The 20,790-nt window shown below is 61.6% G+C and carries 21 protein-coding genes; 10 read left to right on the top strand and 11 right to left on the bottom strand.

Annotated elements, in window-relative coordinates:
* Positions 1–368: 368 nt before the first annotated feature.
* Complete coding sequence (locus CAG47_RS25860) at positions 369–1,442, top strand: diguanylate cyclase (RefSeq protein ID WP_085728796.1); 1,074 nt, start codon at positions 369–371, stop codon at positions 1,440–1,442.
* 163 nt (positions 1,443–1,605) lie between these two features.
* Here the strand turns inward: CAG47_RS25860 and CAG47_RS25855 are convergent, their stop codons facing one another.
* The 3 genes from CAG47_RS25855 to CAG47_RS25845 form a co-directional block, all read right to left on the bottom strand.
* The gene (locus CAG47_RS25855) at positions 1,606–2,475 is read right to left on the bottom strand and encodes an oxaloacetate decarboxylase (protein WP_007975765.1); all 870 of its coding nucleotides are present in this window, start codon (positions 2,473–2,475) and stop codon (positions 1,606–1,608) included.
* Positions 2,476–2,618: 143 nt separating this feature from the next.
* Entirely contained in the window at positions 2,619–3,653 is a 1,035-nt protein-coding gene (astA, locus tag CAG47_RS25850; RefSeq protein ID WP_085728793.1) for an arginine N-succinyltransferase, read from the bottom strand.
* Positions 3,654–3,702: 49 nt separating this feature from the next.
* Entirely contained in the window at positions 3,703–4,719 is a 1,017-nt protein-coding gene (locus CAG47_RS25845) for an arginine N-succinyltransferase (protein ID WP_085728790.1), read from the bottom strand.
* A gap of 533 nt (positions 4,720–5,252) precedes the next feature.
* Between CAG47_RS25845 and CAG47_RS25840 the strand changes: the two genes are divergently transcribed.
* Together CAG47_RS25840 and cobF are read left to right on the top strand one after the other, a co-directional pair.
* On the top strand, positions 5,253–5,822 hold the full coding sequence (locus CAG47_RS25840) for a histidine phosphatase family protein (RefSeq protein WP_085728788.1): 570 nt from the start codon (positions 5,253–5,255) through the stop codon (positions 5,820–5,822).
* A complete protein-coding gene (gene cobF, locus CAG47_RS25835; RefSeq protein WP_085728786.1) occupies positions 5,822–6,577 on the top strand; it encodes a precorrin-6A synthase (deacetylating) in 756 nt (251 codons plus the stop codon). The genes CAG47_RS25840 and cobF overlap by 1 nt, the downstream gene beginning before the upstream one ends.
* A 114-nt stretch (positions 6,578–6,691) precedes the next feature.
* Here the strand turns inward: cobF and ftrA are convergent, their stop codons facing one another.
* Entirely contained in the window at positions 6,692–7,666 is a 975-nt protein-coding gene (gene ftrA / locus CAG47_RS25830; RefSeq protein WP_085728784.1) for a transcriptional regulator FtrA, read from the bottom strand.
* A 101-nt stretch (positions 7,667–7,767) separates the two neighbouring features.
* Here ftrA and CAG47_RS25825 point away from each other — a divergent pair, with 101 nt between their 5' ends.
* Complete coding sequence (locus CAG47_RS25825; protein WP_085728782.1) at positions 7,768–8,202, top strand: rhodanese-like domain-containing protein; 435 nt, start codon at positions 7,768–7,770, stop codon at positions 8,200–8,202.
* A 17-nt stretch (positions 8,203–8,219) separates the two neighbouring features.
* On the opposite strand, the gene CAG47_RS25820 is transcribed toward CAG47_RS25825, so the two are convergent.
* On the bottom strand, positions 8,220–8,861 hold the full coding sequence (locus tag CAG47_RS25820) for a type 1 glutamine amidotransferase (protein ID WP_085728780.1): 642 nt from the start codon (positions 8,859–8,861) through the stop codon (positions 8,220–8,222).
* Positions 8,862–9,191: 330 nt separating this feature from the next.
* On the opposite strand from CAG47_RS25820, the gene CAG47_RS25815 reads away from it, so the two are divergent.
* From CAG47_RS25815 to CAG47_RS25805, 3 genes are all read left to right on the top strand, one after another.
* A complete protein-coding gene (locus CAG47_RS25815; RefSeq protein WP_085728778.1) occupies positions 9,192–9,971 on the top strand; it encodes an ABC transporter substrate-binding protein in 780 nt (259 codons plus the stop codon).
* A 205-nt stretch (positions 9,972–10,176) separates the two neighbouring features.
* On the top strand, positions 10,177–11,289 hold the full coding sequence (locus tag CAG47_RS25810; protein WP_085728776.1) for a succinylglutamate desuccinylase/aspartoacylase family protein: 1,113 nt from the start codon (positions 10,177–10,179) through the stop codon (positions 11,287–11,289).
* A 179-nt stretch (positions 11,290–11,468) separates the two neighbouring features.
* Complete coding sequence (locus tag CAG47_RS25805) at positions 11,469–12,185, top strand: alpha/beta hydrolase (RefSeq protein ID WP_085728773.1); 717 nt, start codon at positions 11,469–11,471, stop codon at positions 12,183–12,185.
* Between the two features lie 3 nt (positions 12,186–12,188).
* Here the strand turns inward: CAG47_RS25805 and CAG47_RS25800 are convergent, their stop codons facing one another.
* From CAG47_RS25800 to CAG47_RS25780, 5 genes are all read right to left on the bottom strand, one after another.
* On the bottom strand, positions 12,189–12,755 hold the full coding sequence (locus CAG47_RS25800) for a hypothetical protein (RefSeq protein ID WP_085728771.1): 567 nt from the start codon (positions 12,753–12,755) through the stop codon (positions 12,189–12,191).
* Positions 12,756–12,827: 72 nt separating this feature from the next.
* Positions 12,828–13,607, bottom strand: coding sequence for a hypothetical protein (locus tag CAG47_RS25795; protein ID WP_085728768.1), 780 nt, complete (start codon positions 13,605–13,607; stop codon positions 12,828–12,830).
* Between the two features lie 462 nt (positions 13,608–14,069).
* Positions 14,070–15,251: an acetyl-CoA C-acetyltransferase gene (locus CAG47_RS25790; RefSeq protein WP_085728766.1), complete on the bottom strand. Its 1,182-nt coding sequence runs from the start codon at positions 15,249–15,251 to the stop codon at positions 14,070–14,072.
* A gap of 11 nt (positions 15,252–15,262) precedes the next feature.
* Entirely contained in the window at positions 15,263–15,928 is a 666-nt protein-coding gene (locus CAG47_RS25785; RefSeq protein WP_027925229.1) for a CoA transferase subunit B, read from the bottom strand.
* 36 nt (positions 15,929–15,964) lie between these two features.
* Entirely contained in the window at positions 15,965–16,663 is a 699-nt protein-coding gene (locus CAG47_RS25780; protein ID WP_085728764.1) for a CoA transferase subunit A, read from the bottom strand.
* A 175-nt stretch (positions 16,664–16,838) separates the two neighbouring features.
* Between CAG47_RS25780 and CAG47_RS25775 the strand changes: the two genes are divergently transcribed.
* Positions 16,839–17,741 (top strand): LysR family transcriptional regulator, encoded by a 903-nt coding sequence (locus tag CAG47_RS25775; RefSeq protein ID WP_085728762.1) that lies wholly within the window; start codon positions 16,839–16,841, stop codon positions 17,739–17,741.
* A gap of 117 nt (positions 17,742–17,858) precedes the next feature.
* Here the strand turns inward: CAG47_RS25775 and CAG47_RS25770 are convergent, their stop codons facing one another.
* Positions 17,859–18,905, bottom strand: a complete 1,047-nt coding sequence (locus CAG47_RS25770) for a bifunctional 2-polyprenyl-6-hydroxyphenol methylase/3-demethylubiquinol 3-O-methyltransferase UbiG (protein WP_085728760.1) — start codon at positions 18,903–18,905, stop codon at positions 17,859–17,861.
* Positions 18,906–19,274: 369 nt separating this feature from the next.
* On the opposite strand from CAG47_RS25770, the gene CAG47_RS25765 reads away from it, so the two are divergent.
* Positions 19,275–20,105 (top strand): DUF692 domain-containing protein, encoded by an 831-nt coding sequence (locus tag CAG47_RS25765; protein WP_085728757.1) that lies wholly within the window; start codon positions 19,275–19,277, stop codon positions 20,103–20,105.
* A 3-nt stretch (positions 20,106–20,108) separates the two neighbouring features.
* Positions 20,109–20,790: DUF2063 domain-containing protein (locus CAG47_RS25760; RefSeq protein WP_085728755.1), on the top strand; the 682-nt coding region annotated here is incomplete at its 3' end.

Below are 20,790 nucleotides of genomic sequence, written 5' to 3'. Positions count from 1 at the left end.
TTGGCGAGGTGCCGTACGCCGGGGCGAGACCTTTTGGTTCCTTTTGGGGCGTTTGCCAAAAGGGACTCGCCGTAAGGGCGAAACCGCCAGCCGCCGTTACCGCAGCAACGGATATGTACACCGATTGAAAAAGTCGCCGCTACCGCAAAACCGGATATGCACGCCGATCAAACGATAGTCAGCCCCACTCTCCATCCTCTTAAGTGAACAGCATTAGTTTCTGAAGACGAGGCTTTCGCTATTAGGCGAGCGTGATGTCGGGATATCCGGTCTGCCAGTAGGTGATGGCTATTTGATTTCGCCCTGATAGACTCCAGCCCATAGGCACGGGCTGTTATCGCATTCCGTCGAGTGGCACAGAGGCCCCTATGACAAAAACGGGAGGAAAGGGATTTTCATTGGCCAGGAGGCTCTATACATCGCGAATTCTCGGGCTGGCCCTTGGATTGGTGTGCGTGAGCGCGGCGATGTATCCACTTGATCCGGCGCCTTGGGTCTGGGGATTCATGTGGTTCAACGGCCTGGTCTGGCCGCACCTGGCTTATCAATTGGCGCGCCGGGCCAGGGCGCCTTATCACACCGAACACCGCAATCTGCTGATCGATGCCTTTCTCGGCGGCTTCTGGATTGCCGCGATGCAGTTCAATCCACTGCCCAGCGCGACCACCATATCCATGATGGCCATGAACAACGTAGCCATCGGCGGCATGCGCTTCCTGCTGGCCGGGACCGCTGCGCAAGTGCTTGGCGTGGGTGTCGGTCTGCAGATTTTCGCCCCGGCCTTCATTCCCGCCACCAGCCCGGTGCAGCTCTATGCCTGCTTGCCCCTGTTGTGCCTGTATCCGTTGGCGCTGGGCTGGATCTGCTTTCGTCAGGCCCATACCCTCGGCCGTCAGAAGCGTGAGTTGCTGGCACTGAGCCGCACCGACAGTCTGACGAGCCTGCTCAATCATGGCGCCTGGAAGGACCAGTTGGAGGTCGAGTTTCAACGTTGCAAACGCCAGCGAAAAGGCGGGGCGATTGCCCTGATCGACATCGACCATTTCAAGGCCATCAATGACACCTATGGCCATGTCGCCGGGGATATCGTCTTGCGTCAATTGAGCAGAATGCTCCGGCAGAACCTGCGGGCGACCGATGTGGCCGGGCGTTACGGCGGTGACGAGTTCTGCGTGATCCTCCCGGACCTGCCCCTGAATCGCGCCGCCGTCGTCATGGAAGCCCTGCGCGATCGCTTCGCCACCCTGGGTTACGAGCAGAACCCGGCGCTGAAAGTCAGTCTGAGTATTGGCCTGGCGTCATTCAACCCGGCCCACGCCGACGCGACGCTCTGGCTCAATGACGCCGATCATGCGCTATACGAAGCCAAGAGCACCGGGCGTAACCGCGTGATCTGTTGCGGCAATGGGAAACCTCATCGCGAACTGTTCGACTCGGTGTGACTCGCGATGGCGTAGTGTCAGGCGACATTGATGTTGGATGTGCCGGCCTCTTCGCGGGCAAGCCCGCTCCCACAGTGATTGGGGTCGTTCGCAGATGTTGCGTACAGCCGCAGAACCTGTGGGAGCGAGCCTGCTCGCGAAGGCGGCGGGCCGATTCACACCGTCACTCTTTCACACTCATGAACTCCTCCGCGTAGCGAATGTATTCCTCGGGTTGCGTGTAGGTGTGGGTCAGCTCGGTCGCGCTCAGGTCCGAGGTCTGGGTGAGGATCTGGCGTTGTTCGCGCAGGCTGTCGTAAGTCGCCTTGATCGCGGCGAAGTACGCGCCATGGCCGTCGATGGTCACGCGCACGCCCAACTCGGCCAGTCGCTTGTCATCGCGCAGCAGCGGGTTGCCGTAGGTCACCAGCATCAGCGGCACGCTCAGGTGTTCGGCGATCTGCTCCAGATGGTCGAAATCCTTGACGCCCACCATGCAGATGCCGTCGGCACCGGCTTGCTGGTACTGGCGGGTGCGGCTGATGATTTCCTGCACTGGCAGAATCCCGGCGTGGGTACGGGCGATGATCGCCATTTCCTTATCGCAGCGGGCTTCCAGTGCCGCGCGGATCTTGCCGACGCCTTCGGCGACTGTGATCAGGTCGGTGGATTTGCGGCCGAATTGCGCGGGCAGCAGGGTGTCTTCGATGGTCAGTGCGGCGACGCCGGCACGTTCGAGTTCGACGATGGTGCGCATGACGTTCAGCGCGTTGCCATAGCCGTGGTCGGCGTCGGCAATCACCGGCAACTGGGCGACACGGCCGATGCGGGTGGCCTGTTCAGCGAATTCGCTGAGGGTGATCAATGCAAAGTCAGGCGCGCCCAGCACCTGCAACGAGGCAACCGAACCACCAAGGATGCCGACTTCGAAGCCCAGGTCGGCGGCGATGCGCGCCGACATCGGGTCGAACACCGAGGCCGTGTGGTAGCAGGTGTTGGAGGCGAACAGTTGGCGAAAGTTGCGGCGCAAATCTTGATGGGAAAGCCTGGACATATGAGTTCCACCAAATGGAATGGAAGGGCTTGAGCAAAAGTGTCAACGCCGAAGAAATAAAAGGCTACCACGTGCGCAGAAAGAGAATGATGACGAATTTGCTGGGCAAGGCCGATTGACGCCGCAACGATGAAGCTGATAGGTCACGCCGCCACGGCCTGTTGTCGCCGGGCAAGCAGCGGCACGGCGCGTACCGAGTCGCCGGGTTGCAGTTGCAAGCGCTTGGCGGTCAGGCGATCGACCACCAGGCTGTTGCCCGTCTGTCTGGCCGGGGCACAGGTGATACGACAGTTTTCCAGACGGCGATTATGGATCAGCCAGACGGGCGATTTATCGTCCGGCGAGCCGATGGCCAGCGACAGGGGTTGGCTGTCGCGCACGGTGCGGATCTCGCAGACCGGGGCCTCGATGACCGGTCCGCCGTCGAAGATATCGATATAGCCCTTGTGGGCAAACCCCTCGGCGCTGAGGATTTTCAGGGCCGGCTCGGAATTGGGGTGAGCCTTGCCGATCACCGCCCTGGCTTGTTCGGTGAGCATGCAGGTGTACAGCGGTTGGCGCGGCATCAGTTCAGCGATGAACGATTTGTTGCCCAGCCCGGACAAGTGATCGGCATGGCAGAAATCCATCCTGGAAAAGTGCCGGCCGAGGCTGTCCCAGAACGGCGAGCCACCTCGTTCGTCGGCACTGCCGCGTAATTCGGCGATGAGGCGGTTGCCGAACAGCTGTGTAAATTCGGCCACGAACAACAAGCGTCCGAGCGAAAGCAGACGGCCATTGCTGCCCTGGCGCTGCTCGGGGCGCAGGTACAGGGAGCGGACTTCCGATTGCCCGGTCAATTCATTGCTCAGGAACAGGGTCGGGATCTGGCGCTGGATCCCCAGGTCCGGTGCCGCGCTGAGCGTCATTCCGACCCGGTAGTTGTACCAGGGTTCGCGCAGCCCGATGCCACCGGTCAGGGCACTGACGCCCACCACTTGCTGCTCGTCGTCCTCGAGCACGAACAGATAATCGGCATCGGCGCGATCGACCTGTTCGGCGAAGGTGCGTTGGGCCCAGCGGATCCGATGGGCCAGGCGTTCTTCGTCGGCCGGCAGGCTGGTAAGCCCCGGACCGGCCTGACGCACCAGCGTGAACAAGGCGGGCAGGTCGGTGATCTGGACCGGACGGACAATCATGCGGCTGTTCCTTGTTCGCGGTTGCCAAGGCGTTGAACCTGGCGGGTATTCACAGGGCGATCAACCGGACCGGGCTGCCTTCGGTCACTTTCAGCGCCTTGCACATGTCGGCGTCGAGCGTGACGGGTTGCCCGGTGATGTAATCAAGATCGGCGACGATGGCCCGGTAATCCTTTACCGATTCGTTGCTCACCAGAAAGCTGCCGCGGGCATCGATCACAGGTCCCGGCCGCGTGACGGCGCACTGGCTGCGGGCGATGGAACGAATTCCCGACGTGCGCGCATACAGCGTCGGGCCGCCATCGAACAGATCGACGTAACTGTTGGTTTCGAAGCCTTCACGTTCAAGGATATCGAAGGCTTCCTGGCCGTCGGGGTGGATGCTGCCGATGCAGTCCTGTGCCGCCTTGGGCAGCATGGGCACGTAAATCGGATACTGCGGCATCAGTTCGGCGAGAAAGGTGCGGCTTTGCACGCCGCACAGTCGTTCGGCCTCGATGTAGGGCAAATCGAAGAAATGCTTGCCCACGGCGTCCCAAAATGGCGAGTGGCCTTCATCACTGCTGTAGCCGACGATCTCGGTGATCACCGTTTCGGAAAAGCGCCGGACGTGGGCGGCGATGAACATCAGGCGTGCCCGGGACAGCAGCTCGGAATGAGCGGTGCGCACCCGTGCGGCATCGATATGGAAGCCCCGCAGCAGGGTGTGGCCACTGAGGTCGTGGCACAACGACAAGGCGGCTACGCCGTGCTCGATGTTCAGCTCCCTCGAAGCGCTGGTGAAGTGTCGGTTGCGCAGGCTGTAGAACGGCTCGCTGTACCCCGCCGTGGCGAGGATTTCCGAGCAGCCGACCAGGTCCTGCGTCGTCAGGTCTTCGAGCACAAAGCAGTAGTTTTCCGGGCCATGATCCTCGACGTCCTTGTCGAACGAGGCACAGGAATCGAGGATTTTTCCGCGCAACCGTTCGCTGTCGTCGGGCAGGGATGTGACGCCCACCAGGCTTTCACGAGCCAGCCTCTGCAACTGGGGCAGGTCGGCCAACTCGACTGGACGCAAGACCAGCATGGAGATACTCCTGTATCTGACGATTCGGCGGCTTGAGCCGAACCTGACTATCACTGTCGGTTTTTCCACACATTCAATCGGTGGTCGTCTGGACGCTGTCAGACGCCACGATTTTTTCTTGTCAGATGCTGCTTGGGATCGACTGCATTGAACGAGGAACGGACGGTTCGGCTGGAGTCGATGCCTGGCCAGACACATTGATCGGGAGTTCGAGAAAGGGCATCCGGGCTCCTGCTGGATGAACGAGGGGAACGTGTTTAAACAGTCCGTTGAAAGGAGTATTTAATCATCGCGTACCGCCTGTCCAGTTAATTTTCATGGGGCCTGGCGATGTCCGAAAAAGGGGCAAAGTGCCTGTGCCAAGGGGCTACGCCGATGTCGTAAAGTCTTGTAGGTGATTGCCTGCGTTGTGGTCAGTCATTACAGAAAATCCGGCAGGAAATGACTGTAGGATGCTCGCTCCTACACCCGCGACCTGCTTTCTTGCAGCAAAATTGTGCCATCGTTCCTTTCCATCCATAGAGTGACTCCTCGTGCAGGCAACCCGTTTAACCCTGATTTGCCACGCTCGAACCGTTGCCCAGAAATTGGCGCGTTTTCCTTTGGACGAGCCTCTGGAAATGGATTGGCAAGCGCTCAGGCTTTCCCGTTGCCATCAGTTCAAGGGCGCGCGCCTCGCCTGCGGCCCGGAATTGCGCGCCCGGCAAACCGCCGAGCTTTTCGGCAGCGCCCCGGAGATTGTCGAGGCGTTGAAGGACTGCGACTTCGGGCGTTGGAGCGGCATGCGCATCCGTGAGCTACAAAAGACTGAAGCCGAGGCGCTCCAGTATTGGTTGGTGGACCCGGCTTCGACACCCCACGGCGGCGAGTCGTTGCTGCAACTGGAGACGCGGGTGGAGGCGTGGTTGACAACCTTGCAAGCGACGCCGGGGCACATCGTTGCCATTACCCATCCCTTTGTCATCCGCGCCGCGCTGACGCACATATTGCAGGGGGCGTCATCCCGCCTGATCGACGTCGAACCCCTGTCGGCGGTCGAGTTGCGGTTCCATGGTTGCTGGCGGCTGCGGCTGGCAGGCCCCGACCCCGAGGACCTGTCGTGATGAAAAAACTCCTGGTTATCGGCATCGGTGCCGGCGATCCCGACTACATCACGATGCAGGCGGTCAAGGCGCTGAATAAGGTCGATGTCTTTTTCCTCATGGACAAGGGCGAAAGCAAGAACAAACTCATCGATTTGCGACGCGAAATCTGCGAACGCTACATCACCGATCGGGATTACCGTTTTGTCGAAGCCCACAGCCCGGAACGTCAGCGCGGTGAGGTGGACTACAAGACCAGTGTCGACGACCTGAACCTGGCCAGGCAGCAGACCTTCGAACGGCTGATCAGCGAGGAGCTGGCCGACGGCCAGTGTGGTGGTTTTCTGGTGTGGGGCGATCCGGCGCTGTACGACAGCACCCTTCGTATTCTTCAGGCGATCCAGTCCTGCGGTGCCTGCGTGTTCGAGTTCGAGGTCATCCCTGGCATTACCAGCGTCCAGGCATTGGCGGCACAACACAAGGTGCCACTCAACCAGATCGGCCGCTGCGTTGAAATCACCACTGGCCGGCGTTTGGCGGCGGGGCAGGTGGGCGATGGCGACAGCCTGGTGGTGATGCTCGATGCTCAGGATGCTTACCGTCAGGTGGAGGATCGGGACACCGAGATTTACTGGGGCGCCTATTTGGGGACGCCGGACGAAATCCTGATCAGCGGCAAGCTCAAGGATGTGGCGGATGAAATCCAGCGAGTGCGCCAGGCGGCGCGGTTGGCCAATGGCTGGATCATGGATACCTATCTGTTGCGCAAGCCTTGAGCTATCAGGCGATCAGGATGGCGCCTTCGCGAGCAGGCTCGCTCCCACAGGTTCCGTGGCTGTACGCAAAATCTGTGGGAGCGAGCCTGCTCGCGAATAAACCGTGAGGACACCTCAAAAACCGGCATTGCCCCCACGCCCAAACCGCTCCCGATACACCGACGGCGGCACACCGACCACCGTGCGGAACGCCACCCGGAAGCTTTCCACCGAGCGATAACCGCAGCGTTCGGCGATCTGCTCGGTGTTCTGGTCGCTGCTTTCCAGCAGTTCGCGGGCGCGGCCCAGACGTTCGTGTTGCAACCAGGTTTTCGGTGACTGGCCACTGGCTTCGGTGAAGCGGCGCAGGAACGTGCGCTCGCTCATCGCCGCTTTGCTGGCCAGGTCGCGCACTTCCAGCGGTTCGTGCAGGCGCTCGCGTGCCCACTGCATGACTCGGGAAAGATCACTGCGCGGTGCCGGACTGACCGGCGTCGGAATGAATTGCGCCTGGCCACCGCTGCGTTGCGGCGACATGACCAGGCGCCGAGCCACGGAATTGGCCACCTGCGTACCGAAATCCCGCGCCACCAGATGCAGGCAGGCATCGATGCCTGCCGCGCTGCCGGCGGAGGTGATCAATTGGCCGGAATCGACATACAGCACGTCCGGGTCCACCAGGATGCCGGGAAAGCGTTCGGCCAGTTCCGAGGCATAGCGCCAGTGCGTGGTCGCACCGCGCCCGTCGAGCAATCCGGTGGCGGCGAGGACGAAAACACCGGAGCAGATCGACAGCAACCGTGCTCCGCGCGCGTGGGCCTGGCGCAGGGCGGCGATCAGCTCGGCGGGCACCGTGGCGCTGCGGTCGCGCCAGCCGGGAATGATGATGGTACGGGCGTCGGCGAGCATTTCCATGCCGCCATCGGCCAGGACCTGGATGCCACCCATGGCACGCATCGGGCCTTGATCGACAGCGACGATACGATGCTCGTACCACGGAAAATCGAACTCGGGTCGCGGCAGGCCGAAGATCTCCACGGCAATGCCGAACTCGAACGTGCAAAGGCCGTCGTAAGCCAGAATCGCGACCAATCCAGGGGTGGAGTGCATTTGGCGGAAAGTTCCCGGTGAGTGTCTTGTGCGCCACTTTAGCTGCAAGTGGCTGGCGGATAAAGTCTTCCTACACCCACCGATACCTTGGAGTACACAGCATGACCAGTCTGGTTCGCGAAATTCCCGCAGCCCCATCGGCCATCGCCCTGATGCATTTCAGCAACCGTCTGACGTTCGAAACCGATTGTTCCGACGTCCACGCCAGCCAGCAATACGGTGAGTTCGATTTCATTCTGGTGGATGTGCGTGGCCCGCTGGCGTTCGAGCGCGGGCATGTGCCGGGAGCGATCAACATTCCCGGGCGTTTGCTGAGCGCCGAAAGCTTGGCCGGTTATCCGAAAGACAGCCTGTTTGTGGTCTATTGCGCCGGACCCCACTGCAACGGTGCCAACAAGGCTGCCGTGAAACTGGCGGCCCTGGGATTTCCGGTCAAGGAGATGATCGGCGGCGTGACGGGGTGGCTGGATGAAGGGTTTGAGTTGAGTGCCGCCGAGCAGCGCCCGGTGAACGCTGCGATCGGTTGCGCATGCTGATTTTCAAAGACCGCTGATCAGTGTGGTTTCGAAGCTGCCCACCACTCATCCAGTGTCGCCTGCAACCACACAAGAACGTCGGCGTAGGCCGCATCGTCCTGCGAACCCCGGGGCAACGGCGACTCATCGCCAAAATGCGCATTGAGCATGGCCACCGACTCGGCGTTCCACTCCGGATGAAACTGCAATCCCAGCCGCGTCGGTCCGGCGCGGTACATCTGCTGCGCGCAGTGCGCAGTGCTGGCCAGCAGTTGCGCGGCAGGCGGCAGGTCGATGGCGTCTTCGTGCCACTCCAGCACCTTCAGCGTTTGCCCGTCGACAAAGGTCACCGTGGTCCATCCGGTTTCGGTCTGGTCCATCCGCCGGACATGCCCGCCAAGACTCAATGCCAGCAATTGAGCCCCCAGGCAGATGGCGAACACGGCACCACCGAGCTCCAGATTGCCTCTGAGCCATTGACGTTCGGCCTCCAGCCAGGCCGGGCCGGCATTGGACTCATAAGGTCCGCCCAGCAGGATCACAGGATCGGCGCTGACGGGGGGTAGCTGGCCGAGGTCGGCGCGAAACACCTTCAGCGTCAGTCCTCGGGACTCCGCCCAAACGGCGATGGCACCCGGACCTTCGGCGCAGTGGTGCTGGATCAGGTTCAACGTGGGCATCAGGCTAGTCTCGATGGGACGCAAGGGCGCTCAATGTGCCGTAAAACACCCGGCGTCGCCAGTCGTCTAAGTCTGTCGGACACAGCTGCAAATGCTGTAGGTCCGGAGAGAAAACTCGGCATGTCCGACAGACTTTGCACCGTCATGGACCGTTCACCTCCGGGGCGTCGTGCTTGTGCCACTTTTTTATAAATATTTGTCGCCTCGGCGCAATTTACCCTCCTGTAGCCGCTCTAGACTGCCGGCCACTTCGGTTTGCGCCCACAAAGCGATGACCGAGCGCTGCCAATCGAAGCTGCCAATAAAAGCCTCCGCACACAGGAGTTATAAATGAAGAAGCTAGTGATGTTCGGTGCCCTGGCACTGTCGATGTTGTCCCTGACTGCCGTGGCTGAAGACGCCAAGCCGATCCGCATCGGTATCGAAGCGGGCTACCCGCCATTCTCGATGAAAACCCCAGACGGCAAACTCACCGGTTTCGACGTGGACATCGGCGACGCCCTGTGCGAGCAGATGAAGGTCAAGTGCACCTGGGTCGAACAAGAATTCGACGGCCTGATCCCCGCGCTGAAGGTCAAGAAAATCGACGCCATCCTGTCGTCCATGACCATCACTGACGATCGCAAGAAGAACGTCGATTTCACCATCAAGTACTACCACACCCCGGCGCGCTTCGTGATGAAGGAAGGCACCGCCATCAAGGACCCGCTGACCGAACTCAAGGGCAAGAAAGTCGGTGTGCTGCGCGCCAGTACCCACGACCGCTTCGCCACTGAAGTGCTGGTCCCGGCCGGTATCGAGCTGGTGCGTTACGGCTCCCAGCAGGAAGCCAACCTGGACATGGTCTCCGGCCGCATCGACGCGCTGCTGGCCGACTCGGTCAACCTGGACGACGGTTTCCTGAAAACCGACGCCGGTAAAGGTTTTGCCTTCGTCGGCCCTGAGTACAACGATCCGAAATACTTCGGTGGCGGTGCAGGTATCGCCGTGCGCAAGGGCGATAAAGAACTGGCGGACAAGTTCAACACCGCTATCACCGAAATCCGCGCCAACGGCAAGTACAAGCAAGTGCAAGAAAAGTACTTCAAGTTTGACGTTTACGGCGAGTAAGCAGGCCGTATGAAAAGTGGCAACCGTCAGACGCGGTTGCCATTTTTTTTGTGCTTTCTGTCTATTGAAACGAGATACCTGTGGGAGCGAGCCTGCTCGCGAAGGCGGCGGTACATTCAACATCCGTGTTGCCTGACACGACGCTTTCGCGAGCAGGCTCGCTCCCACAGGTGATCTCACCGTGCAGATATCAGGAGTTCCCCCCATGCAACGCATCGACCACCCACTTCCCTGGAGCCACCTGGGCACCGAGCGCACCCTCAGCGTGTTTCGTTATGGCGCGGGCACGCGCAAGGTGTACATCCAGGCCAGCCTGCACGCCGACGAACTGCCGGGCATGCGCACGGCCTGGGAGCTGAAGAAGCGCCTGGCCGAACTGGAGCGACAGGGCCAATTGAACGGTGTTGTCGAACTGGTGCCGGTGGCCAACCCCATTGGCCTTGACCAGCACCTGCAAGGCAGCCACCTGGGGCGCTTCGAGCTGGGCAGCGGCAAGAACTTCAACCGCTCGTTCGTCGAACTCAGTGCGCCGGTGGCCGAGCTGATCGGTGATCGCCTCGGCAGTGATGCCCAGGCCAACATCGCGCTGATTCGCCAGGCCATGGGGCAGGTCCTCGACGACCTGCCGGCCGCGCCATCGCAGCTCGAAGCGATGCACCGTCTGTTGCTGCGCCATGCTTGCGATGCCGACATCACCCTCGACCTGCATTGCGATTTCGACGCAGCCATCCACATCTACGCGTTGCCGCAGCACTGGCCGCAATGGCAGTCCCTGGCGGCGCGCTTGAAGGCTGGCGTGGCGTTGTTGTGTGAAGACTCCGGCGGCAGCTCGTTCGATGAGTCCTGTTCCTCGCCATGGTTGCGTCTGGCCAGGATGTTTCCGGCGGCGGCGATTCCACCGGCCAACCTGGCGACCACGCTGGAGCTGGGCAGCATGGGCGACACCCGCGTCGACCAGGCCCAGGCCAACTGCGAGGCCATTCTGGGCTTTCTCGCCGAGCAAGGTTTTATCTCCGGCACCTGGCCGGCGGCACCGGCCGAATGCTGTGAAGGCATGCCGTTCGAAGGCACCCAGTACCTGTTCGCACCGCATCACGGTGTGGTCAGTTTCCTGCGTGAAGCCGGGGAGTGGGTAGAGCAGGGCGATGCGTTGTTCGAAGTGGTCGACCCGTTGAACGACAAAGTCACCACTGTGCGGGCCGGTACCAGTGGCGTGTTGTTCGCCATCGACCGCGGGCGCTACACCCAGCCTGGCTCGTGGCAGGCGAAAGTGGCGGGGCGTGAGCCGATTCGGGTGGGCAAGCTGATCAACGACTGATCCGGGTGTTCGCTGTTTGTGATGGCCTCATCGCGAGCATGCTCGCTCCTACAGGATTTACGCGGTCCCTGTAGGAGCGAGCATGCTCGCGATGAGGCATCAGCCACAGCCGAGATGTTCCTGCCGGCTGACCAGTGCTAGGCTCTTGCGCGAGTCCTGCATTCCGTGAAGGAAGACCCATGTTGAAGATTCTCGCGCTGCTCACCCTCCTGGCATCCACTGCCGTCCACGCCCAGACCCCGCTGCAAACCGACCTGCCGCTCAAGTACCTGGAGCAGGCCAACGCCGATTCGAACCATCAACCCCTGGTGATTTTCCTCCACGGTTACGGCAGTAACGAGCAGGACCTGTTCGGCATCAAGGATGACTTGCCTGCGTCCTACACCTATCTGTCGGTACGGGCGCCAATCGTGATGCAGGAGGGCGGTTACCAGTGGTTTCGCAAGAAGGGCGAAGGCGCCTACAACGGCGAGACAGATGATCTGAAGTCCAGTGGCCAGGTGCTGTTGGATTTCGTCACCCAGGCCACGAAGAAATATCACACCGAACCCGAGAAGGTGTACCTGGTGGGATTCAGCCAGGGCGCAATCATGTCCTACGAGGTCGGCCTGCGGCACCCCGAGGCGCTTGGCGGCATCGCAGCGTTGAGCGGGCGGGTTCTGCCGGTGCTCAAGTCCGAGCTTCAACCGGATGAAAAGCGCCAGTCGCTGGCGATTTTCATCGGTCATGGCGAGCAGGACAAACGCCTTCCCTACAGCGACGGCACCGAGGCCAACAGCCTTTTGCAGAGCGTGTCACTCGAGCCCGAGTTTCATGGCTACCCCGGTGTCGGCCACAACATCAGCGCCGACGAGATCCAGGATTTGAGCGCCTGGCTGCAGCGTCTGAATCCCTGAGCCTCATTTTCCGCTGACGATCTGTTTGATCAGGGTTTCGTGGGCGGCCATGTCACCGGGACGGGAAATCACCTGAATCACCGCCATGCGGGTGCCGGATGCCGCCATCAGCGTGGTGGTGAGGGTCATGCCGCCGCCCTGGGTGGCGGTGCCGTCGACCTGGCGCAGGCCCAGCCCGGATTTCTGGGTCAGGCTTTTCTCGCTCAGCTTGTTGTAGTCGGGCAGGGACTTGTGTTGCGCCAATTCGAAGTCAGCCACTGTGCCGTCGAGGAACGTGCCGTCGTTGTCCTTGACGCTGATACCGTTGGGCAGGGTGTTTTGCGCAGCGATCACCACGGTCTTGGTGGCCGCATTGCTGTACAGGGTGCCGCTGGCGCCGTCCGGGCTGGCGGGCAGCGGGTTGGCACTGAAACCCTTGGGCAGGTTGAAGGTGAACTTGCCGCCGAGCATCGAGACTTTCTGAACCGGCGCGTCACTGGAAGCGGCCTTGGCGGCCTGCGCATTCATGGTCCCAAGGGCGGTAGCGGCTGTCAGCAGCAGGACAAGGGCTTTTTTACTCAACAATGACATCGGGATCTCCAGGGACGAACGCGCGGTGGGGCGCGATCATCCCACGGAGCTTGTGATGCATTCCAGCGTGCTCTACTGAGCGGTCACTTTCCTCGGGCCGACCGGCCGCGCCAGCAAGCGTTTGGTCACGCCCAGCATGGCCACCGACACCGCGACGCCCAGCACAAATGCGTTCATCCCCAGCGTCGGCAAGGCCAGGGCCAACACCAGGCAGAACGCGGCGAACGAGTACATGCCAGTGGCGGTGGCGCGCAACAATGCGGCGGTAAAGGCCGGGCCACGGGTTTGCTGGGAGAACACCGCCATCACGCTGCCCAATACCGGGAACACCGCCAACAGGCCGCTCCAGCGGTCGCCGACGGTACTGGCCAGCAGTGTCACGACCAACGTGAGCAAGGCACCGGCCACCATGCGCAGCAGGAGCTTGTCGGATTTTGGCGCCGGGCCACTGAGCACCGGTTGCACGGAGGGAAACAGGTACGGCGCGGCGAGCAGCGCGGTGGCGGCGGCGCACACCGAAAACATCAGGGATGCCGGAACCAGCGACAGGACAACCGCCACCAGCGCCCAGACCGATAGCGAGATCACCAGCGCCAGTGGCCATCCGGCCCGTTGTGCGACCTGGGCGTAGGTCACGCAAAACGCAATCATCGCGAACATCGCCGACAGCGCGGCGGTGGCCGATTGCGCGGCGAACGCCTCGCCTTGCTCCAGGGCGAGGAACAACAGGATCGGCCCGACCACCACCGGCAACCCCGACAACCAACCGGCCACGCTCGGGCCCCAGCGTTTGCCAGCCAGGGAAATCAGTAGCAGGAAGCCAGGGATCACCAGCAGTTTGAGGATCAACACGCGCAAGTCTCCGTCCGATGCGAGGTAGCAACGGTAACACTGCAACGGGTGGATTGCTTTAGGTGTGTGCGGATTTTGTATACAAGATTGCTGATCTATCAGCGCAGCATTGGGGGCGAACAGTCGGTTGATTCTGCAGTTTGTGGGGTGGCAGGTCTGGCCCCTTCGCGAGCAAGCCCGCTCCCACAGTTGACCGCGCCCCCTGTGGGAGCGGGCTTGCTCGCGAAGAACGATGACTCGCTTCACCTGAAAAACGCAGGCAAAAAAGAACCCGGTGTGTGGCGAGGGGGCTTGCCCCCGCTGGAGTGCGAAGCGCTCCCAAAAAACTCGACTGTTACCGAGATTTCGGGGTTGCTGTGCAACCCAACGGGGGTAAGCCCCCTCGCCACAGGGCACCGGGTGTGTTGCCAGACCGCGACGGATCTTCGTGGGTCCCCGCGCCGCCTGTTGAACGCTGTTGGCTTACGCCCTTTCGAGCGCCAGTGCCACGCCCTGACCGCCACCGATGCACAGGGTGGCGAGGCCTTTTTTGGCATCGCGCTTGAGCATTTCATGCAGCAGGGTCACCAGCACGCGGCAACCCGAGGCACCGATCGGGTGGCCCAAGGCAATGGCGCCGCCGTTGACGTTGACCTTGTTCAAGTCCCATTCCAGGTCCTTGGCGACCGCCAGGGATTGTGCGGCGAAGGCTTCGTTGGCTTCGATCAGCTCAAGCTGGTCGATGCTCCAGCCGGCCTTGTCCAGGCAGCGACGGGTGGCCGATACCGGTCCGATGCCCATGATCGCCGGGTCGACGCCTGCGTTGGCGTAGGCGGCGATTTTTGCAAGAACCGGCAGACCCAGGGCCTTGGCCTTTTCCGCGCTCATCAGGATCACGGCGGCGGCACCGTCGTTCAGCGACGAAGCGTTGCCGGCGGTCACCGAACCGTCCTTCTTGAAGGCAGGCTTGAGTTTGCCCAGGGATTCGGCGGTGGTGCCGGCCCGTGGCTGCTCGTCGGTGGCGAAGGACAGCGGATCGCCTTTGCGCTGCGGGATCAGGATTGGCGTGATTTCATCGACGAAGCGCCCGGCTTCGATGGCGGCCACGGCTTTTTGTTGCGAGGCCGCGGCGAACGCGTCCTGCTGCTCGCGAGTCAGGCTGTATTTTTCGACCAGGTTCTCGGCGGTGATGCCCATGTGGTAGTCGTTGAACGCATCCCACAGGCCATCGCTGATCATGGTGTCGACGATTTGTGCGTTGCCCATGCGCAGGCCGGTGCGGGCACCGGGCATGACGTAGTTGGCCAGGCTCATGTTTTCCTGACCACCGGCGATGATCACCTCGGCGTCGCCGCAGCGAATCGCCTGGGCGCCCAGGTGCAGGGCCTTGAGGCCCGAGCCGCAGACCTTGTTCAGGGTCATGGCCGGTACGGCGACCGGCAGGCCGGCCTTGATCGCGGCCTGGCGCGCAGGGTTTTGCCCGGCGCCGGCGGTCAGCACCTGGCCCATGATCACTTCATCGACCTGCGCCGGCTCCAGGCCGGTCTGCGCCAGCAGCTGGCGGATCACCGCAGCGCCCAGGTCGACGGCAGAGACATTGGCTAGCGAACCCTGGAAGCTGCCGATCGCGGTGCGCGTGGCGGCAACAATGACGACTTCTTGCATGGAATGATTCCTCACTGGTCAGCGAACTGCATTTCCGGAACGTGGTCCGGCACGATCAGTTTACCGGCAGTCTTGGCGACGATCTCTTCGACGCTGACACCCGGTGCACGCTCTTTGAGAATGAACGCGCCGTTTTCGATTTCCAGGTAGGCCAGGTCGGTCAGCACGCGCTTGATGCAACCGGCGCCGGTCAGCGGCAGGCTGCAATGGTCCAGCAGCTTGGACTCACCGTCCTTGGACGCGTGGGTCATGATGACGATGATGTTGTCGGCGCCGGCCACCAGGTCCATCGCGCCACCCATGCCCTTGACCAGTTTGCCGGGGATCATCCACGAGGCGATGTTGCCTTGTACGTCCACTTCAAAGGCGCCCAGCACGGTCAGGTCGACATGACCGCCGCGGATCATCGCGAAGGACTCGGCGGAGGAGAAAATCGAAGCGCCGGTACGCGCGGTCACGGTTTGCTTGCCGGCGTTGATCATGTCGGCATCGATGGTTTCTTCGGTAGGAAACGGACCCATGCCCAGCAGGCCGTTTTCCGACTGGAGCATGACTTCCATGCCTTCGGGGATGTAGTTGGCGACCAGGGTCGGAATGCCGATGCCCAGGTTCACGTAGAAGCCGTCCTGCATTTCGCGGGCGACGCGTTGAGCCATTTGTTCGCGGGAAAGTGCCATTGTCGTTATTCCTTCATTCGGTCCGGGGGCAGGGGATCACTTACGCACGGTGCGCTGTTCGATGCGCTTTTCGAACGTGCCGCAGATGATCCGGTCGACGTAGATGCCAGGGGTGTGGATCTGCGCCGGGTCCAGCTCGCCGGGTTCGACGATTTCTTCGACTTCGACCACGGTGATCTTGCCGGCGGTGGCCGCCAGCGGGTTGAAGTTCTGCGCGGTATGGCGATAGACCACGTTACCGAAATGGTCGGCTTTCCAGCCTTTGACAATGGCGAAGTCGCCGGTGATGGACTCTTCCATCAGGTACTTGCGGCCATGGAATTCGCGCACTTCCTTGCCTTCGGCAACGGGAGTGCCAACGCCGGTGGCGGTGAAGAAGGCCGGGATGCCGGCGCCGCCTGCGCGCATTTTCTCGGCGAGGGTGCCTTGCGGGGTCAGGATGACTTCGATTTCGCCCTTGAGCAGTTGCTCTTCGAACAGCTTGTTTTCGCCGACGTAGGAAGCCACCACCTTGCTGATCTGGCGGTCGGTCAGCAGTACGCCGAGGCCGAAACCGTCGACGCCGCAGTTGTTGGAAACCACGGTGAGGTTGCGCGTGCCCTTGCGCTTGATCTCGTTGATCAGGTTTTCCGGAATACCGCACAGGCCGAAGCCACCGGCGATCACGGTCATGCCGTCTTCAAGACCTGCCAGAGCTTCCTCGTAGGAACTCACGCGCTTGTCGAAACCTGCCATATGCACCTCTTTTATTCTTTGTGGGCGGCTGGCTAGCCGAATGGGATGAAGTGTCTCGCCAGTGTATTCATTTGTTAAGTTGTTTTTTAGAGCGGATTGATTGATAAATATCAATAATGTGCTTTCCCGTCTCTTGCAGCTTAGAACCTGTAGCCTACAACTGGAGCCTTGCCCCATGACCGTCAAGCAGATACGCGCCTTTCTGGCCGTGGCCCAGAGCCTGAGCTTTGCCGTGGCCTGCGAGCGCCTGCACCTGTCGCAGTCGGCCCTGAGCCTGACCATCAAGGCGCTGGAGGAGGGCCTGGGCGGGCGCTTGTTCACCCGCAACACGCGCAACGTGGCACTCACCGCCGAAGGTGAGTCCCTGGTGCCGCTGGCGCGCCGCTTGATCGCCGACTGGGACAATGTCGAGGATGAACTGCGCCAACGCTTCACCCTGCAGCGCGGTCGCGTGACCCTGGCGGCGATGCCGTCGTTCGCCGGCAACCTGCTGCCACCGATCCTCAAGACGTTCCGCGCCCGTTATCCGAATGTCAACGTGACGGTCAATGACGTGATCAACGAGCAGGTGCTGGAAATGGTCCGTGACCGCCAGGTGGAACTGGGGGTGGCGTTCGAGCCGACCATGAGTTCGTCGCTGCAATTCACGCCGTTGTACGTCGACCGTTTCGTCGCGGTGGTGCCCCTGGATTCGGCGCTGGCCGAACTCGGTGAAATCGACTGGCAGACCCTGCTCAAGGAACCGTTCATTACCTTGCAGCGTCCGTCGACGGTGCGGGTGATGCTGGAGGAGCATCTGCAGGCCCGTGGCATGAAGCTGCCGGTGGACTTTGAAAGCCATCAACTGGCGACGGTCGGGCGCATGGTCGCCAGTGGCCTGGGCGTGAGCGCGGTGCCGGCCCTGTGCGCGGGGCAGATGCGCGAACTGGGTGCGCGTTGCATTACCTTGCGCGACCCGGTGGTGGAGCGGGCGCTCGGGGTGTTGACCTTGCCCGGGGGCGAGCTGTCGGCGGCGGCGCAGGCATTGTTCGATGTGCTGAAAGAGGAAAACCTGGGGCAGCGATTTGCCGTGAGCTGATCACCACTCCCTGTAGGAGCGAGCATGCTCGCGATGGCGGTGAATCAGCCAGCATCGATACTGAATGGCAGACCGCAATCGCGAGCGTGCTCGCTCCTACAGGGAATGGCTGCGTGTTTATTTACGTGCCTCCAGAATCAGGTTGAACGGCGTTTCGGTGGCCCGGCGGAAATGGCTGAACCCGGCTTCGCTGAACACTTTGCGCAATCGTGCTTCACCGGCCTGGGCGCCGAGGCCGAGGCCGACTTCCTGGGACAGCGAGTTGGGTGTGCAGATGAAGGTCGAGGCGGCATAGAACAGGCGTCCGATCGGGTTGACGTTGTCATCGAGCGAGTCGTTGGCGTAGGGCTCGACCAGCAGCACCGTGCCGTCGTCTTTCAATGATTCATAAGCATGTTTGGCCGCACCCACCGGGTCGCCCATGTCGTGCAGGCAATCGAAGTAGCAGATCAGGTCGTAGTCGCTGCCGGGGTAGCTTTTGGCATTGCCCTGGAAGAACCTGGCCCGGCTGGACACACCGCCTTCCTCGGCGCGCAGGGTGGCGACGGTGACCGATGGCGCGTGGTAGTCGAATCCGACGAAACTCGAATCCGGAAACGCCTGGGCCATGATCACCGTAGACGCGCCGTGGCCGCAGCCGATGTCCGCCACTTTGGCCCCGGCTTCCAGTTTGGCCACCACGCCGTCGAGGGCCGGCAACCATTCGGCGATCAAATGCGCTTTGTAGCCGGGGCGGAAGAACCGTTCGGTGCCGCTGAACATGCATGGATGGTGATCGCCCCAGGCCAGGGCGCCATTGCCGCGCATGGCGTTGACCAGCTTGTCCTTGTCATGGAAAAACGACGCGACCACGCTGATTCCGCCCGCCACATAAACCGGTGAGTCTTCGTTCGCCAAAGCCATGGCTTGCTCTTCAGGCAGGCGGAACTGACCGTCGCGGTGCTCCATGTAGCCGGAGGCGGCGTGGGCGCTGAGCCATTCCCGTAGCAGGCGGGGGTTGCAGCCGGTCTTCGCGGCAAGGGTTTCAGGGGTGATGAACTGACTGTCGGCCATCGCCCGGTACAGGCCGAGCTCTTCGCCGAGGATGACGTTGGCGAGCATCGCCGCGCCGCCCATGTCGTTAACCAGTTTGCCCATGAAATCATTGAGTCTGGCCTCGTCCATCACGTGTGCTCCTTTGTCAGGATCAGGGTCCAGAGGCATTGCGCTGGCGAGACGTTCGCCGCTGGGCGGTGGTCGTGGGAATGTGCAGGACGCTGAGCGGGTCCTGTGTGCATTAAGTTTAGTCCGGGCCTTGTACCGCGTGGCCTGGCGCGACGAAAACCCCATGTTCTCGACTGACACTGGACCCTGTGGGAGCAAGCTCGCTCCCACACTGGGCGTGTTGTATCTCACTGTATCTCGTCCACCTTTCGATACAGTCCCGCGCAACTTCAGCCCCTTGCCGAACACAGTTCCGATACACCCTTTCGATTAACTGTGTCTCAAGGCGGGCACCGGCTCGCAATCCTGGACACCTGCGAGATCGATACCATGCAAACCACCATTGCTCCAGCAACCAAAGCCAGTGCAGGGCTTGGTCTGCGTCGCGGTTTACTCAAGGACCTGCAAGCTGCTCCCGCCGGCCAATTCGACTTTCTGGAAGTCGCGCCGGAAAACTGGATCGGTATCGGCGGCGCCCATGGCGCGGCGTTGCGGGCCCTGGCCGAGCGCTATCCGTTGTCCTGTCACGGCCTGTCCCTGTCCCTTGGCGGACCATCGCCGCTGGATGTCGGTTTTTTGCAGGAAGTCCGGGACTTTCTCGATCACTTCGACGTGCCGCTGTACAGCGAGCATCTAAGCTACTGCAGCGATGACGGTCACTTGTACGACCTGCTGCCGCTGCCCTTCACCGAAGAAGCGGTGCAGCATGTCGCCGCGCGGATCCGTCAGGCCCAGGACATTCTCGGTCGGCGCCTGGCGGTGGAAAACGTTTCCTACTACGCCGCGCCCCAACAGGACATGGACGAGGTGACATTCACCAATGCGGTGTTGCGCGAGGCTGATTGCGACCTGCTGCTGGACGTCAACAATGTCTACGTCAATTCGATCAACCACGGTTTCGATCCGCAGGCGTTTCTGGCGGGCATCGATGCGGGCAGGGTGGTGGCGATGCATATCGCCGGGCATTTCGACGAATCCGACACCTTGAAAATCGACACCCACGGCGCTTCGGTCAAACCGGCGGTGTGGTCGTTGCTGGCCCAGGCATATGCCCGGTTTGGCGCACAGCCAACGCTGCTGGAACGCGATTTCAACTTTCCGGCATTCGCCGAACTGGTGGCGGAATTACAGACCATTCGCCGCCTGCAACAGGAGGCTTGAGCCGTGAGCAAGCAATCGTTGTATCAACAGCAAAGCAGCATGGGCCAGTACCTGCGTGATCCCGAGCACTATGCGCCCCCCGCGCAAATGGACCCTGTCCGGGCGCAGGTTTATCGCGATCTGGTGTTCGCCAATCTGTCGTCATTGCTCAGTGGCACTTTTCCGGTGCTGGTAAAGATTCTGGGGGATGAGCGCTGGCGTTCGTTGGTGCGGATTTTTCTGCGGGACTACCGCGCTCGCACGCCGAAATTTGCTGAGATCGCCCAGGAGTTTGTCGAGTTTCTCGCCGCCGAGCCTCGGGCGTTTAGCGATGGGGCGTGGCCGCCGTTCATGGTGGAGTTGGCGCATTACGAGTGGGTGGAAATGGCCTTGCAACAGTCTGACGCCGAGGCTTTGGTTGTTGGTGATGCCTCGTTGTTGCTGGATCGGGCCTTGCGGGTGTCGCCGCTGGCCTGGCCGTTGGCGTATGCCTGGCCGGTGCACAAGGTAGGACCGGATTATCAGCCGGACGCTGTGCCTGATCAGCCGACGTTATTGCTGGTGCGTCGCGCGGAGGACTGGAGTGTGAGGTTTTCCGGGTTGAGTCCGTTGGCGTGGCGGTTGTTGCAGCGTATTGGCGAGTTTCCCGGGTTGACCGGGCTTGCGCAGTTGCAGGGGGTGGCCGAGGAGGCGGGGGTTGTCGGGG

Source organism: Pseudomonas sp. R37(2017), assembly GCF_002113375.1.
Lineage (GTDB): Bacteria > Pseudomonadota > Gammaproteobacteria > Pseudomonadales > Pseudomonadaceae > Aquipseudomonas.
Note: the sequence above shows the minus strand (reverse complement) of the source record. Positions and strands in the feature narration are given on the sequence as shown.

Bases quoted from the DNA above. Each gene is read 5' to 3' on its own strand.
- CAG47_RS25780 (WP_085728764.1), bottom strand. From the start codon at position 16,663: ATGGCAGGTTTCGACAAGCGCGTGAGTTCCTACGAGGAAGCTCTGGCA.
- CAG47_RS25790 (WP_085728766.1), bottom strand. From the start codon at position 15,251: ATGCAAGAAGTCGTCATTGTTGCCGCCACGCGCACCGCGATCGGCAGC.
- CAG47_RS25765 (WP_085728757.1), top strand. From the start codon at position 19,275: ATGCAAACCACCATTGCTCCAGCAACCAAAGCCAGTGCAGGGCTTGGT.
- CAG47_RS25775 (WP_085728762.1), top strand. From the start codon at position 16,839: ATGACCGTCAAGCAGATACGCGCCTTTCTGGCCGTGGCCCAGAGCCTG.
- CAG47_RS25815 (WP_085728778.1), top strand. From the start codon at position 9,192: ATGAAGAAGCTAGTGATGTTCGGTGCCCTGGCACTGTCGATGTTGTCC.
- astA (WP_085728793.1), bottom strand. From the start codon at position 3,653: ATGATTGTCCGTCCGGTCCAGATCACCGACCTGCCCGCCTTGTTCACG.
- CAG47_RS25845 (WP_085728790.1), bottom strand. From the start codon at position 4,719: ATGCTGGTCTTGCGTCCAGTCGAGTTGGCCGACCTGCCCCAGTTGCAG.
- CAG47_RS25785 (WP_027925229.1), bottom strand. From the start codon at position 15,928: ATGGCACTTTCCCGCGAACAAATGGCTCAACGCGTCGCCCGCGAAATG.
- CAG47_RS25825 (WP_085728782.1), top strand. From the start codon at position 7,768: ATGACCAGTCTGGTTCGCGAAATTCCCGCAGCCCCATCGGCCATCGCC.
- CAG47_RS25800 (WP_085728771.1), bottom strand. From the start codon at position 12,755: ATGTCATTGTTGAGTAAAAAAGCCCTTGTCCTGCTGCTGACAGCCGCT.
- CAG47_RS25805 (WP_085728773.1), top strand. From the start codon at position 11,469: ATGTTGAAGATTCTCGCGCTGCTCACCCTCCTGGCATCCACTGCCGTC.
- cobF (WP_085728786.1), top strand. From the start codon at position 5,822: ATGAAAAAACTCCTGGTTATCGGCATCGGTGCCGGCGATCCCGACTAC.
- CAG47_RS25810 (WP_085728776.1), top strand. From the start codon at position 10,177: ATGCAACGCATCGACCACCCACTTCCCTGGAGCCACCTGGGCACCGAG.
- CAG47_RS25860 (WP_085728796.1), top strand. From the start codon at position 369: ATGACAAAAACGGGAGGAAAGGGATTTTCATTGGCCAGGAGGCTCTAT.
- CAG47_RS25820 (WP_085728780.1), bottom strand. From the start codon at position 8,861: ATGCCCACGTTGAACCTGATCCAGCACCACTGCGCCGAAGGTCCGGGT.
- CAG47_RS25770 (WP_085728760.1), bottom strand. From the start codon at position 18,905: ATGGACGAGGCCAGACTCAATGATTTCATGGGCAAACTGGTTAACGAC.
- CAG47_RS25855 (WP_007975765.1), bottom strand. From the start codon at position 2,475: ATGTCCAGGCTTTCCCATCAAGATTTGCGCCGCAACTTTCGCCAACTG.
- ftrA (WP_085728784.1), bottom strand. From the start codon at position 7,666: ATGCACTCCACCCCTGGATTGGTCGCGATTCTGGCTTACGACGGCCTT.